Here is a 14,546-nt window from a genome sequence, read left to right on the forward strand (position 1 = left end):
CAAGCAATAGCATGAAAGCAAGTATAGATTTTAATCAGAGAGTAGATCAATTTAAGTGGACCAAGAGTCTTTTGACTCTTGTTTCCCTTGTCTTGTTGACCTTATCTGCTCAAACAAGTATGGCCCAAGTGGAGTCGATGTATTCCTCTTACCGCCTAAACCCACAGATTTTATCTCCTACACATGTAGGCAGTGATTCGGTGAGTGACATTACGGTCATCAACCGCCAGCAATGGGTAGGAGTAGAAGGTGCACCGGTTACCTATGCCATTTCAGGCGACTTTAAGTTCAAGCAACAAAATGGCATTGGATTTAATGCGATGTATGACCAAGCAGGTCCCGTGAAGGTAACTGCAATCAGTGGAGATTATGCGTATCACATTAAGTTGAATGAGCAATGGCGTCTTTCAGGCGGTATTCGTGCAGGATTCTCGAACTTGAGTTTGGACTTCGCGGGTTTGGCCTTGGTACATGACGGAGATGCCTTGTTTAGCGGCAGCCGTTCTACAGGCTTGTTGTTCAACACGGGTTGGGGCTTGAAGATCAACAAAGGTGATGGCTTCTTTTTGAGCTTATCGCAACCGCGTTTATTCAAGTATGATTTAGGCAGTGGATCGTACAAGGACGTGGCCTACTTCTACACGATGGTGGGAACGAAATTGAAGTTGAATGACCAAATTAACCTATACCCATCTGCCTTATTCCGCAGCGCGAAGGATGTTCCGTTGAGCTGGGATGCGAACGTATATGCACAATTCCACAATCGCTTCGATGTGGGTTTCAACTACCGCCATCAAGACAGTTGGGGCGCACGCTTAGGCGTTCAAGCCACCAAGAAGATTTACGTAGGTTATGTCTATGAGATGCCTACCTCGGCGATGAGCAAGATGAGCTTGCAGTCACACGAGATTGCTTTGCGCTATTCATTAGTAAAATAGGTAAGAATTAAGAACGAACAGTTAAGGGGCGTAAATGGAGCAGTATTCTACTCCATTTACGCCCCTTCTTCATGCTTAACCCCAATTACGTGTACTAGCCGCGAAGTATCGCGTCTCTACAGTGTCGAATTTCCCCAGCAGCGCCCAACGTCCAATGTCCAGCGTCCAACGTCCAGCGTCATTTAGCCGCGAAGTATCGCGTCTCTACAAAACGTCCAATGTCCAACGTCCAGCGTCATTTAGCCGCGAAGTATCGCGTCTCTACAAAACGTCCAATGTCCAACGTCCAACGTCATTTAGCCGCGAAGTATCGCATCTCTACAAAACGTCCAATGTCCAGCGTCTAACGTCCAATGTCCAATGTCCAACGTCCAATGTCCAACGTCCAGCGTCCAATGTCCAACGTCTAATGTCTAACGTCTAATAAAGCTACCGGACTATCAATCTGAATATCATCCTTCAAATCTGACAGCTCACCCGTTGCTGGATTAAATGAAAATTGTTGAATCCGGTTTTCGTCTTTGCATGCCACGAAAAGCTTTTTGCCCGATGCATCAAACTGGAAATTACGGGGTACTTTTCCTACCCCAACTTCTCGGCTAAATGTCAGCTTTCCTGAAGACTCAATCTTAAAAACAACTAAGGAGTTTTGCGTTATTCTGTTTGATGCGAGTAGCCATTTCCCATCGGGGGAAATGTGGATGTCGGCACTGGCTTTGGGACCATCTCCTTTGGAGAAATCGATTGTTTCGCGTTTAACAGGCGTCCAATTCCCATCTTGCGTGGCATACACATCGACCGTTCCGCTCAATTCGCCCACGATGTACACAAATTTTTCGTCTGCCGAGAAGACAAAATGCCGCGGCCCTGTGCCGTCAGGTAATTGGGTATAATTCAGTTTTCCCTCCATGAGGCCATCAGGTCGAAGACGATAATGGTAAATTCGGTCGGCACCTAAGTCGGAAATATGAACCGCTTCTTCATCTTGCGATAAAACGACCATGTGTGCGTGCGGTGAGGATTGTTGGGGAAATTTCCCCCGACCCGAAAATGTAATTTTCTGCGCTAAGGGTGCAATTTTTCCTTGTGTCGTTTGGAAAACCGAGACACTTCCTCCCATGTAATTCGCCGTATAGATTGTCTGACTTTTCTTTCGATACGTAATGTGACATGGCGCATCGCCTTCAGTTAATTGTTGGCCCGTCTTCTCCCATTTTCCACTTTCGCTTTTCTTAAATCCATGCACAGCACCTGCATGACTCACCAGCTCTGAGACCGAATATAAGTATTGCTGGTCCGGTGTAATCAGTTGATAAGATGCTTGTGGCACTTCCATGCGCTCAAGAACCCTTTTCGTTTTCGTATCAATGAGTTCAATTCCCGGATTCCCTTGGTGGGTATAGGAACCGACTAATAGCGTATCAGCGGGTGATACGAAAAGGGAAATCAAGGAATGGATGAGCATCAACATGCGTGATTAATTTAGTGGGTATAATTGCGACAAGCTCTGAATCCAGGCTTGAAAAAGCTTATTTTCTAAGTCACAGGCCACTGCGGCATGCGTTTCCCAATCGGCCGAAAATTCTGCCAACTGCGCCTTCATCTCATTTAAGTGACCTACCTCCTCAACGATGATGGACTTCACTTGTATTTTGGATTGGATGGAAGTCAAAATATCTTGGTAAATGGGATATAATTCATCTGCCCGAACCTCAATTGCATACGTTACCAATAAGTAAGATGCCCATTTTAACTCGTATCCGCTTAATCCTAAGGTCTTTTTAATGTATTTACTCACCCATACGTCCAACATGTCTAAATAGTATTTGGATGTTTTTGGGCTGATTAACCACGCATCATCGTAATTTTCAAATCCTGTAGGCGCTAATTTCGAAATCTGTTTCTTTAAATAATAAGCGTGGCGATGTTCCTCGGCTGCGTGCTTTAGAATGAGTAAACTCACATCTGTTTTGGACTCAAATCGGGATATTTTTTTAGCCCCCGTATTTTCCATAAAGGAAAGGGTGTTGAGCCATTTGGCATGGACAATGGGGTCTTTGGTAATTTGCTCAATTAAAGGTTTTAATAATTGTGTCATGGGGGCGGATTTTAATATGCGCAAAGATAAGTTCTATGCAGGGAAATGAGAAAATAAATTAATTTTGACCTAATTAATTCCTGACGCCATGCCCATAAGTTATCAAGTAAACCCTCCGCTGGCTGCATCCGATTTTGTCGACATCCTGCGTCGGTCTACCTTGGGTGAGCGCCGACCCTTGCACGATGCTGATGCTATGGAGCAAATGTTCCGGCATGGAAATGTCTATATAGGTGCCTACGATGGAGATCAATTAGTGGGTATCGCGCGCGTGATGACCGACTTTGTTTTCACGAGTTATTTGTCTGATTTAGCTGTGGATGAAAAATACCAACAGCAAGGAATCGGAAAGCAATTGATTCGAGAGGTTCAAAAAGCAATTCCAAAAGCCAAGATTATCTTGTTAGCGGCTCCCGCCGCCGAGGGGTATTACCCCAAAATTGGCATGCAACATCATGGACATTGTTTCACGCTGGCACCTGCTGAAAACTTAGTGTAATATCGCTAAGCGTTTACTATAGCTTGTGCCTGTGTCCGATTTAAATTGTACGAAGTAATTCGCACTTCTCCATTGAGTGGCATCGAAACTTGTTTGGTAGCGTTTCTCTATGCGTTCCCGGTAAATAATTTTGCCCAACATGTCATAAACCTCCAGCGTACCGGTTGCTTGATTATCCCAATCAATGCGGATGAAATCTTCGCCGGGATTTGGCGAGCAAGTAAAATCAAAGTTCGCCTTGTCCAATACAATCACAGGGAAATTAGAAAAGGCAAACGCGCGCATGCCCATACTGTTTTTTATGTAAGGACCCGGAAAATTATATTCTCTTGATCCCGTCAGAAAATCGCGGTGATAGTCAGGCAAATAACCGATGGTGTTCCCCGAATATGCTTGGTTAAACGTGATGATAACTTCGTTGTTAACCGCCTCTATCGAACTGATATAGGGCTCAAATGACCCAATATTCGTTTTATCCCAATAGAAGTATTTCGCTAATTTGGCTTTGATTGTATTTCCTTTTCCATCTACGACGGTGGTATCTAAGGTCACGCGCATGTTTTGGCCTTCCTCAAAGACTAAGTGGATTTTATTTCGTTCTGCCTCCGACATAAAATATGCCTTTTGGATATTGGGGCTTTGAATCTCAACCGGGTACGGGCGTTTGTAAATTTGGTTCGAAATTAAACGGAATAGTTCATGGGCTGTTTGGCGATAACCCGCATTTGTGTAGTGTAGGCGATCCGATAATACACCTGCATTCCCAACGGTCGCGAAGGATTTGACATAACCGTTTCGACTAATGGCTCGTTGGTCTTCCCGCAATTGCGATGCGTTCTTGTTCGGGTATTCGTAGATTGTCAACTGTGGATTGTAGACAAATTGCGCACTTGGGAAAAAGCGTTTATACTTTTGCAACAAGCTATTGAATTTGCTGCCCCACGTATACGGAACGTTCGAGTCTGCCGCCTCTGCTTCACCTTGTCGGTAGATAATGGCTTTCACCTTCGAGAGGGTCTTCGACTTAACGGCTTTGTAATACATGATGTTTCCGCCATCGAGCGCTGTCAAATTTCCATCAAGTTGTAAATGCCAATCAATCCCACTTCCGCCTGCAGCCGAGTTGATGATGGCAATGGGTATCTGCTCCGACTGGTAAATCAAGCGAGCTAGTTCAGCGGCAAAAGGGCCTATCCGCGCACGCCCAGTCGCTAAGGACCAAAGTGTATCGGAAGGGTTGTAAGGGCCATAGTTTTCGGATCCTTGAACAAGGCCAAAGGAACGACACCATTCGCCCTGGTAGACTAAGTCATCGATTGAACCAATCCAAGCATTGGATTGTCCGGTTACATAAAATACATCCCCCGCAACCAAATTATTACGACGAACAATTAAGGTCGAATCGGCATTTTTGATTCCGTATATTTCCAAGCCATACTCCGCTAGTTCGGCTGGAATCTTTAAGGATTCCGCCAACTTGGCTATGCCATTGGCAAATTGTAGCGTTGATTTTTTATAGGTTTTAAGTATGCCATTCCGAAGCAAACGAACGGAATAAGATTGAAATTCATTGGATGTTAAGCTTCCTTCGATTGCAATTGTACCGAGATTGTCGCTTTCACGAGGATAAAGCTGATAATCTTGCGGTAGCTGGCTAAACGTAAAAGCATTAAACTTTTGGCCTAGAAGCACCTGTGTACTGAAGAAACCCAGTAACAAGACGAATGAAAATAATCGGTATTGCGTTTTTTTCAATGCTTTATCAATTGAAGCACCAATTTACAATAATTCAGGACTTTAATAAAGGCCTCTTGACCAATTAAGTGATTTTTTTAAGGTTACAAATCTGCAAATCCGTTTAAAGCATTAACTTTGGCTTTAATATCATTAAGTCAACGTATGAATGTAGTAATCTTTACGGGCGGGAATGGAAATGCGAATATCATTAAGCATTTAAAAGATATTCCCTACGTAAATTTAAGTCTTTTGATCAATGGCTACGATGATGGATTGTCCACCGGGATTATCCGCAGTGCCAATCAAGGCATGCTAGGACCATCTGATTTCCGAAAAAACTTCACCTACATCATTGACGATTTCACGGAATCCAATCGCAATGTCAAGCGCTTGTTTGAACATCGCTTATCAGAGAATGAGACGCATGATTTACTCAATTCTCCTGCCGAACTTATTGCTAAATTAGTAGGAAATCAATTCTTATTAGATGAACGAGCAGATGCCTTCATCAAGCAATATTTTGTTCTAGGTGCCAAACAATTGCTCGATTTTACGAAGCAATTTGCTGAATTACGTGGATTTAGCGTGGGCAATATCGTCATGGGGGGCTTATTCGTGGAGACCAAAGACTTTAATTTGGCCTTGCGAAACTTGACGAATCAGTTTCAGTTGACGGCTCAGCTTATCAACGTATCCACGGAAGATGATTCTAAATTAGTCGCTTTTGATGCAGACGAAAATCTGCTAAAAAATGAAGCGGACATCGTAAACTATCAAGGTGAAAAGCCCTTAAAGGCCTTTTATTTGCTTCCATTAGCGGCTTTAGTTGGCCTCGATGATTCGAAATCCTATACAATTGCTGAGATTGAAGCACTAGCAAAAGTGCCTTCTATTTCCAAAGAAGCCAAGCTTGCCTTGGAAGAAGCGGATGTCATCATTTTTGGATCTGGTACGCAATTTTCATCATTGCTTCCTTCTTATCGAATTTGCCAAAAAGCTATTTTGGCGGCACCGGGGAAGAAGGTAGCCATCGTGAATAATCAATACGATAGCGATATTCGCAACATCAGTTTTGAGCAATTCATGGATCAAATCTTGCGGGAAATTGACCCCGCACAGACTGATTTCTTTGACGCAATTCTCGTAGACCGAGAAAGCTTGATTAAGCCGAAGACCATCACACCATCGATCATTGTTCAGCGCATCGCTGACGCAAATCTGAAGCATGACGGCCAAAAACTATGGAATTGGATTTGTCGGGCCATCGATATGCAGGATGGCGTTGTCAACATCGGTGTACATTTCTATGGGAATTCGTTGGGCTTAGTGGATAAGCATTATCTGCCGGAAATCGAACGTTTAAATGCAGATACATCCCGTAAAATTCGTTTTGTTCTTGGAAAAGAAACAGCGAACGCGGCGTATCAATTGCATATTGATGCCTCCGGGAAAATTGCCTTGTTTGAGATAGACTCCTGGATTGATATTGTTCAAATGACGCAGCTAGATGGCGTGATTGGTTCACGTTTTGAATCGAGAAGGCAGCTGATTCGATCGCTTAAACATAATTTTGTTGAATCCAATCGCAACTTTGCCGTTGCCTTGGCAACTTCGTATTTTGTCAGCTTTGTTTACTTCTTGCGTTTTGGACGCATAAAGCCAGACCCATTGAGTGGGATATATTTGGTCAAAGGAAAATATGCGATTTCATATCGGAATATCTCCCATTTTTTAAAGGAAGTTAACCGCATTCCGATGGTTAAATTGGCCTCGTTACCGATTGGCTACCGCACCTTTAAAGAGTTTAATCTGTTTGCAAAAGTTGGAACCGTTTTAAAGAATTTAGTAGGTCTTTATGTGTAGCCTATTGTTTGATTTTGATGGTACGTTATTTGAAACTGATGCGGGGCATGAAGCAGCCTATTTGAAAACATTTAATGCATTTAATTTGGGCGAATGTCCTTCCTACGAAACACTCAAAGGCATTAAAACCATCGATGTTTTTGCCCGCTATCAAGGTGTTTTTTCGGATACGCCAACGCTCGCCCAATACAAATCACAGACCTATCAGGCAAATTTAGCTGAGGTAAAAACCTTAGTGGATTTGACCCTTTTGCAACAATTATCGGATAGGGGTTTTTCATTGTACATCGTCACGGGAGGAAGCCGAAAGTCCATTGATGCGCTACTCGATTTACATCAAGCACATCATTTGTTTAATGGTGTTGTGACAGCAGAAGATTATGGCGCATCTAAACCCGATCCAGAACCCTTTTTACATTGTATACGAAATTTTGACATCCAGGGTGAGGTACAAGGAATCGAAGATTCGATTCAAGGGATACAGAGTTTAAAAGCCGCGCATATTCGGGCCGTTGGGGTGCATAACCCAGCCATTGAAAGTCTTTCAGATGTTTTTTATCCCTCGATTAACACCTATTTAACGGAACTAATTCAAGCGCAATGAAACAGATATTAGCGATACCAGCAGCGGGGAAAGGAAGTCGCCTACATAGCAACGTTCCTAAGCTTTTTACGACCGTTTCAGGGACAAAAACCGTGTTTGATTTTATCCTGGAATCCCTAAATCCTGAGATTGATCTCGTGCTCCTGTTATTAAGTCCCGAAGGCAAAGTCTATTTTGATACGCATGTGGCTGCTCAAGCGCCCGCGCAGGTTCAGGTGTTAATTCAAAGCGAAGCGACGGGCATGTTTGATGCGGTTAACCAGCTCGTGTCCCATGTGCTATCGCTGTCGGAAGACTTCCGTTTGATTCTTCAATGGGGCGATCAGCCATTTTGCGACCAAGCACTTCACGATGCGATGTGGAAGGATTTGGCAAACCATGATGCGACGGTTCCCTTGGTTTGGGTCGAAAACCCCTATGTTCAATATCGCTTTTCTGAGCAAGGCCTTCAGGTGGCTGAACGCCGAGAGGAGGAAGCCGTGGACACACATGGATTTAAAGACATGGGAATTTTTGGTTTAAGCAAAAGCATCTTGGAGCAAACCTGGGCGGCTTATGCGGAGCAAGCCCAGCCAGGAAATGTGACGGGGGAAAAGAACTTTGTTAAATATATTGGTACCTTGCACCCGCAATTTAAGGTGTTTTGGCGTCTTGATCAGCCTTTTTATAAGTCGCTCGGGATCAATACCCCAGCCGAATTAGCGGAGGCAAAATTGTATGTAGAACAACGCGAACAACTAACAAAATAGTATGCTTTATTTAGTAACCGGAGGTGCTGGATTTATTGGAACACATTTGTCGAATACCCTGATTGATGCAGGACATCAAGTGCGTGTATTGGATGATATGTCATTCGGAGATGCCGAAAAGTTGCATCCCCAAGTACAACTTATCAAAGGTTCCATTCAAGATCTTTCTACCTGTGAAATAGCAGTCGAAGGAGTTGATGGAATTTTCCACATGGCTGCCTTTTCGCGCAGCGGCCCTTCTTTTGACATGCCATTCGAATGCCACGATAGCAATGTGCTCGGTACGTTAAACCTATTAGCTGCGGCAAGAAAACAGGGGGTGAAACGCGTGGTTTATTCAGGTTCATCCACTTTTTACGGGAATCACCCGGGCGTTCAAAACGAACAAGACAAAGGCGATTTCCTTAATTTTTATGGGTTAACAAAGCATATTGGTGAATTATACGTTCAGCAATATGTTCGAAATTTTGGTTTAGAGGCAAACATCTTGCGCTATTTTAATGTGTATGGTCCTGGCCAACCGACGACCGGAGCTTATGCGCTAGTCGTGGGTATTTTCCTAGACAAATACCGCAACAAACAAAGCCTCGAAATACATGGCAGCGGCGAGCAACGCCGTGATTTTATCCATGTTTTGGATGTGGTGCAGGCCAACATCAAAGCCATGGTAACGTCGCATGTAGGGGAAATATTCAATGTGGGATCAGGTATTAATTACTCAGTAAATGAGTTGGCCGACTTTTTCCCATTAGAAAAAAATCACACCGCTTCGCGTGCAGGGGATGCAAATACAACCCTCGCGGATGTGAAAAAGATTACAGAAATGTTAAGCTGGGCTCCGCAAATTACCTTGGAGGACGGAATTAAATCGATGATTCAAGCAATTGATGAAGAACTCAATTAGTATCGTAACGGCGGCATTTAATGAATGCCCGGGGATTATTTCCTTGGTCAAGAAATGGCTTGCCTATGGGGAAAATCATCCGTCCATCGAGGCTATCGAAGTGATCGTCTGTGATGACTTTAGTGCCATCGAACAATACGAGCAATTAAGAGATGCTTTTGTTGGCAATCCTCAAGTCACGATTTTACGGAACGAGCAGAATGAAGGTCCCGGATTTTCTTTTGCTCGGGCTATCTCGCAAGCCAAACATTCTTGGACATTAATTACCGATTCCGATGGGCAATTCCCCATTGAAAATTTGGATGCCATGCTGCCGGGACTGTGGTCCACAGCATCCCGAATTGCCTTTACTTACCGTACACGAAAGTTTGATAACTGGGTTAATCGTTTTGGCCAAAAAGCTTCAAACCGCTTGTGCAACTCCATTTATGGCTCTCGCTTGAACGACTTTTCATGTGCTTTTAAATTAGTCGATACCGCGCTTTTACAGGCTTTGCAATTTGATGCGCGCTACATGAATTACTCGCTTGACCATTCTGGCAAATTGCTTGAAACGGGGCTTGAATACCAAGAATTTGAGGTGACGTGTACACCGGCTCCCGCACGAAAGAGACCTTTAAAAGCTGAATATTTGCGGGCTCGAAACCGTTTCTTTTACATCACTTATTTATTTTTCAGCGTTTACCTACGCAAAAAACGCGTGATATTTTAAATAAGATGAAAAACCCTACGATTAGTCGAATTATTGGTCGCGTAATGTTCCTTGCTTGTTTTGGCTGCTGGGCTACTATGGTATTCATGATGCTCTACCTTGCCCAATTCAATACACCTAACCTCGTTGATGATTTCTGTTTTGCCTGGGTCTCCAAAGAATATGGAGTATTAGCGGGCGCCTATTATTATTACATGGGTTGGAGTGGTCGCTATTTTGGCAACATTTTGATGCATTTGACGCCCTTGTTTTTTAGCACAAGTTTTACGTTTTCAGGGATAAATACATACCTATTGTTAGTATTGGGTTTTGTAACCAACCTCTACCTCGTTCGTCGCATGACGGACTTGCCTTTTCGATCTACCCGACTTTGGGCGAGCGTCTTTTTGATTCAGGCAGCTGCGCTCTATTCCATATCGGGCATGTATCAGTGGTTTTACTGGTTTTCAGGCATCTACTACTATGCTTCCCTGCAACTGGTGATCTTGTTTTTCGTGGTTTATTTTTTCGAAAAGCCCTCGCGGCTTCGCACCGGAATACTCGCCGGATTACTGTTTTGTATCATGGGGAGTAGTGAAATCAGCATGTTGCTATTAACGGGGGTATTTTGGGGGTACCAATTGTGGAAATGGCGATTTAAAGGACCTATAAACGCGGAACTTTATTTGTTATTAGGTATTTGGCTTGTTGGCTTTTTGCTTGTGATGTTATCCCCCGGAAATCAGGTGCGGGCAGTCACAAATGTACCGCTCGCGGATGGAATTCATATTTTGTTATCCAATATCAAAGAATTAATTCGTCAGTTCTTTTCTTCGCCATTTATGTGGGCAAGCTTCCTATGGGTGCTGTTTGTGTTAGAACTTCCCAAAAGCTATGTGCGCATGTCGATCCTGGACATGCTTGCCTTGACCGCCTTATTCTTTATTTCGATTATTGTTAGCTTTATTCCCCTGTCTTTTGCGTTAGGGGAGGTGCATATACCCGAGCGAATCATTAGCTTGTTTTTATTATACATGCTGATGTTTGTCTGTTTTATTGTCTTACAACTCAAGTCGGTTTGGGGAGGCCTTCACCTCAATAGGATTTCCGTTTTGGTGTTGGTATTTATCGGTTTGGGAATCTATAAAAGCAAAAACTTCGACCTACTTAGTCACGAGATTAGCTCAGGAAATGCCCAGGCATATAGCCAAGAGTATCGGGCTCGATTTGAGCAAATCCGCTTATCCAAAACGGATAGCGTGGAAGTAGCTCCGTTGAAAAATCACTCAGCGCTTTTCTTTACGGAGGACCTCTCGACGGACCCTAAACACCTATGGTGTAAATGCGTCGCAAATTATTACGGTAAAAAAGCAGTAAATCGAAAGTAGGGATAGGCAGAAAGATTTTTTTTGGTAACTTGTTTGTTCATCAATAAAGCATACCTATGAAAATATTCTCCTACCGGAGTCTCGGGGTAATTCTTTTTTTCCTCGCTCAGGGACTTCAAGCCCAAGTAACTTTCCCCATCAATGATGTCGCAAACCCACGCGCGGGCTATTATGCCTTCGTCCATGCGACCGTTGTCAAAGATGCGAAAACAACCCTACAAAATGCGACGCTTCTTATCAAACAAGGACGCATTGAGGCTGTTGGAACATCCGTAGCCATTCCCAAAGACGCCGTTGTTATCGAATGCAAAGGCAAATTTATCTATCCAAGTTTCGTAGATGCCTTTAGCGATTATGGTATGGAAGCGGTTACCGCGAGCAATTATAGCTACCGCGCTCCTTCCCAAATGATTAGTAATACCAAGGGCCCATTCTCATGGAACCAAGCATTGAAATCGGAAGTTGAGCATGTGAAACATTTCGCTGTCAATGAATCCAAAGCGAAAGATCTTCGTAAACTAGGTTTCGGTGCGGTTTCTACCTCACAACCGGATGGAATTTCCCGCGGAACAAGTGCCTTGGTTTCTTTAGCGAAAGACCGCGAAAACATGGTCGTTTTGAAAGAAAAAACGGCGGCACATTTCTCGTTCGAAAAAGGATCTTCGACACAGGATTACCCAGGCTCTCTAATGGGTAGCGTGGCATTGCTTCGTCAGAACTTCTTAGATGCCCAATGGTATAAGTCGAAACCCGCACAAGAGGGTTTGAACTTGAGCTTAGATCGTTTCAATCAAAATGCAGGCTTACCTCAGATTTTTGCTGTTACTGAAAAGTGGAACGTGTTGCGCGCCGACAAAATCGGAGACGAATTTGGCGTTCAATACATCATCAAAGGTTCAGGTGATGAATACCAGCGCATCGATGAAATGAAAGCGACCAAAGCGGCCTTCATTTTACCGCTTGCCTTCCCGCAGACGATTGATGTCGAAGACCCGACGGATATGCGTTTTGTGAATGTTGCGGAATTGAAACATTGGGAATTAGCCCCTACGAATCCAGCAGCTTTTGAAAAGGCAAACATTTCTTTTGCCTTAACCGCGAATGGATTGAAAGACGTTACGACGTTTTTCCCAAACCTTCGTAAAGCCATTCAATATGGTTTATCAGAGCAAAAAGCGTTAGAAGCGCTAACTACTACCCCCGCACAATTATTAGGTGTTGCGGATTTAGTAGGTAGTTTAGATCAAGGTAAAGTAGCCAATTTCTTTATCTCCAATGGTCCGGTTTTTGCTGAGAAATCAGCGATCATTGAAAACTGGGTACAAGGAAGTGGCTATGCCGTTCAGACGGATTTGTGGACGAATTTAGCGGGTACATATCAGGTAACGTTAGGAGCCAATGCGGCTAAATTAGTTATTCAAGGAGAACCAGGTTCTTATAAAGCATCTCTAATGGCTAGCGATACAACGCAAGTGGATGTGACCCAAAAAGACCAATTAGTGAATCTAGGTTACACAAGCAAAGCGGATAAATCACAACGCGTTCGCTTGACGGGATCTTATGATGGTTCTAGTATTTCAGGCACAGGCCAATTAGCCTCGGGCAGTTGGATTTCTTGGAAAGCCATTCGCTCCGAAGCTGCGAAATCAGATTCTTCGATGGCTAAAGTTACAAAGCCAGAAGCAGTAGGGGATGTTGTTTTCCCTTTCAATGGTTTTGGTCAAAAGACGATTGCTAAGCAAGAGAATTTATTAATTCAGCACGCAACGGTTTGGACAAATGAAAAACAAGGGGTGTTGAAAGATGCCGACGTACTCGTTAAAGCAGGTAAAATTGTCCAAGTGGGCAAAGGATTAAAAGATCCTTCTGCTCGCATAGTAGACGGAACGGGCAAACACGTAACAGCGGGTATCATCGATGAACACTCGCACGTAGGTGCTACGGGTGGCATCAACGAATGTACACAATCGGTTACGGCGGAAGCGCGTATCGCAGATGTTATCGATCCAGATGATGTGGATATCTACCGTCAATTAAGTGGGGGTGTAACGGCAAGTCATATTCTTCACGGAAGTTGTAACGTGATCGGTGGTCAAACCCAATTGTTGAAGTTCCGTTGGGGACAAAATGCGGAGGCATTGAAATTTGCCAACTGGGATCCATTCATCAAGTTCGCTTTAGGAGAAAACGTGAAGCGTTCATGGAACACATCGAATCCTCGTTTCCCAGATACACGTATGGGTGTTGAGCAAGTATTAACGGATGCGTTTACACGTGCACGTGATTACGAAAAGCAAGGTCCAGGAAAACGTATTGATTTGGAATTAGAAACCTTATTGGAAATCTTGAACAAGAAGCGTTTCATTACGTGCCACTCGTATGTGCAAAGTGAGATTAATTCGATCTTAAAAGTGGCTGATAAATTCGGCTTCACGGTGAATACCTTGACACACATTTTGGAAGGCTATAAAGTAGCGGATAAAATGAAAGCGCACGGAGCGAATGCTTCTACGTTCGCGGATTGGTGGAATTACAAAATGGAAGTGTTGGATGCTATCCCACAAAACGCGGCAATCATGCAGGCGGTAGGCGTGAATGTAGCGATCAACTCTGATGATGCGGAAATGGCGCGTCGTTTGAACCAAGAAGCAGCTAAGTCAATCAAATATGCAGGCATGTCGGAAGAAGATGCTTTGAAAATGGTGACTTTGAATCCTGCCAAAATGTTGCACGTCGCAGATCGCGTGGGTAGCATTGCACCAGGAAAAGATGCCGATTTAGTTATTTGGTCAGATCATCCGTTAAGTATTTATGCGAAGTCGGAGAAGACCATCGTAGACGGTACCGTTGTGTTTGATCGCGCGGAAGATGCGAAACTACAAGTGGCCTTACAAACGGAAAAGCAACGCTTGATTCAAAAGATGATTGCGTCGAAAAAAGGGGGGGCTTCTACGCGTCCATCTGCTCCATCTGTGAAAAAGCAAAACATGTGTGAAGAAGATCACAACCATGATAAGAGCCTTTGGGAGCGTATCGCAAGTCGTTTTATAGATGAAGACCATATTAATGAATAAG

At 43.8% G+C, this 14,546-nt stretch carries 12 protein-coding genes; 9 read left to right on the plus strand and 3 right to left on the minus strand.

Annotated features, from left to right (window positions below):
• The first annotated feature begins 11 nt into the window (after positions 1-11).
• Positions 12-938, plus strand: a complete 927-nt coding sequence (locus PQG45_RS06445) for a PorP/SprF family type IX secretion system membrane protein (protein WP_315574679.1) — start codon at positions 12-14, stop codon at positions 936-938.
• A 406-nt stretch (positions 939-1,344) separates the two neighbouring features.
• Here PQG45_RS06445 and PQG45_RS06450 read toward each other — a convergent pair whose 3' ends face one another.
• Both PQG45_RS06450 and PQG45_RS06455 read right to left on the minus strand, forming a co-directional pair.
• Positions 1,345-2,409, minus strand: a complete 1,065-nt coding sequence (locus tag PQG45_RS06450) for a lactonase family protein (RefSeq protein WP_316070507.1) — start codon at positions 2,407-2,409, stop codon at positions 1,345-1,347.
• Positions 2,410-2,415: 6 nt separating this feature from the next.
• Positions 2,416-3,036, minus strand: a complete 621-nt coding sequence (locus PQG45_RS06455; RefSeq protein ID WP_316070508.1) for a hypothetical protein — start codon at positions 3,034-3,036, stop codon at positions 2,416-2,418.
• Between the two features lie 88 nt (positions 3,037-3,124).
• Here PQG45_RS06455 and PQG45_RS06460 point away from each other — a divergent pair, with 88 nt between their 5' ends.
• On the plus strand, positions 3,125-3,535 hold the full coding sequence (locus PQG45_RS06460) for a GNAT family N-acetyltransferase (protein ID WP_316070509.1): 411 nt from the start codon (positions 3,125-3,127) through the stop codon (positions 3,533-3,535).
• Here the strand turns inward: PQG45_RS06460 and PQG45_RS06465 are convergent.
• Entirely contained in the window at positions 3,527-5,290 is a 1,764-nt protein-coding gene (locus tag PQG45_RS06465) for a sialate O-acetylesterase (RefSeq protein ID WP_316070510.1), read from the minus strand. The two genes, PQG45_RS06460 and PQG45_RS06465, sit on opposite strands and share 9 nt — an antisense overlap.
• 144 nt (positions 5,291-5,434) lie before the next feature.
• Here PQG45_RS06465 and PQG45_RS06470 point away from each other — a divergent pair, with 144 nt between their 5' ends.
• The 7 genes from PQG45_RS06470 to PQG45_RS06500 are packed head-to-tail and all read left to right on the plus strand — an operon-like array spanning position 5,435 to position 14,545.
• Positions 5,435-7,135 carry a 2-phospho-L-lactate transferase CofD family protein gene (locus PQG45_RS06470; protein ID WP_316070511.1) on the plus strand — a complete coding sequence of 567 codons (1,701 nt, stop codon included), beginning with the start codon at positions 5,435-5,437 and terminating at the stop codon, positions 7,133-7,135.
• Positions 7,128-7,739 (plus strand): HAD family hydrolase, encoded by a 612-nt coding sequence (locus PQG45_RS06475; protein ID WP_316070512.1) that lies wholly within the window; start codon positions 7,128-7,130, stop codon positions 7,737-7,739. The genes PQG45_RS06470 and PQG45_RS06475 overlap by 8 nt, the downstream gene beginning before the upstream one ends.
• On the plus strand, positions 7,736-8,488 hold the full coding sequence (locus PQG45_RS06480) for an NTP transferase domain-containing protein (protein ID WP_316070513.1): 753 nt from the start codon (positions 7,736-7,738) through the stop codon (positions 8,486-8,488). Before PQG45_RS06475 ends, PQG45_RS06480 begins: the two co-directional genes overlap by 4 nt.
• A gap of 1 nt (position 8,489) precedes the next feature.
• A complete protein-coding gene (locus tag PQG45_RS06485; RefSeq protein ID WP_316070514.1) occupies positions 8,490-9,392 on the plus strand; it encodes an NAD-dependent epimerase/dehydratase family protein in 903 nt (300 codons plus the stop codon).
• On the plus strand, positions 9,376-10,104 hold the full coding sequence (locus PQG45_RS06490) for a glycosyltransferase family 2 protein (protein ID WP_316070515.1): 729 nt from the start codon (positions 9,376-9,378) through the stop codon (positions 10,102-10,104). The genes PQG45_RS06485 and PQG45_RS06490 overlap by 17 nt, the downstream gene beginning before the upstream one ends.
• A gap of 5 nt (positions 10,105-10,109) precedes the next feature.
• Positions 10,110-11,471 (plus strand): DUF6056 family protein, encoded by a 1,362-nt coding sequence (locus PQG45_RS06495; RefSeq protein ID WP_315574697.1) that lies wholly within the window; start codon positions 10,110-10,112, stop codon positions 11,469-11,471.
• Positions 11,472-11,527: 56 nt separating this feature from the next.
• Positions 11,528-14,545 carry an amidohydrolase family protein gene (locus tag PQG45_RS06500; protein ID WP_316070516.1) on the plus strand — a complete coding sequence of 1,006 codons (3,018 nt, stop codon included), beginning with the start codon at positions 11,528-11,530 and terminating at the stop codon, positions 14,543-14,545.
• Position 14,546: the final 1 nt, after the last annotated feature.

The sequence above is a fragment of the Aquirufa regiilacus genome (assembly GCF_032470275.1).
Taxonomy (GTDB): Bacteria; Bacteroidota; Bacteroidia; order Cytophagales; family Spirosomataceae; genus Aquirufa; species Aquirufa regiilacus.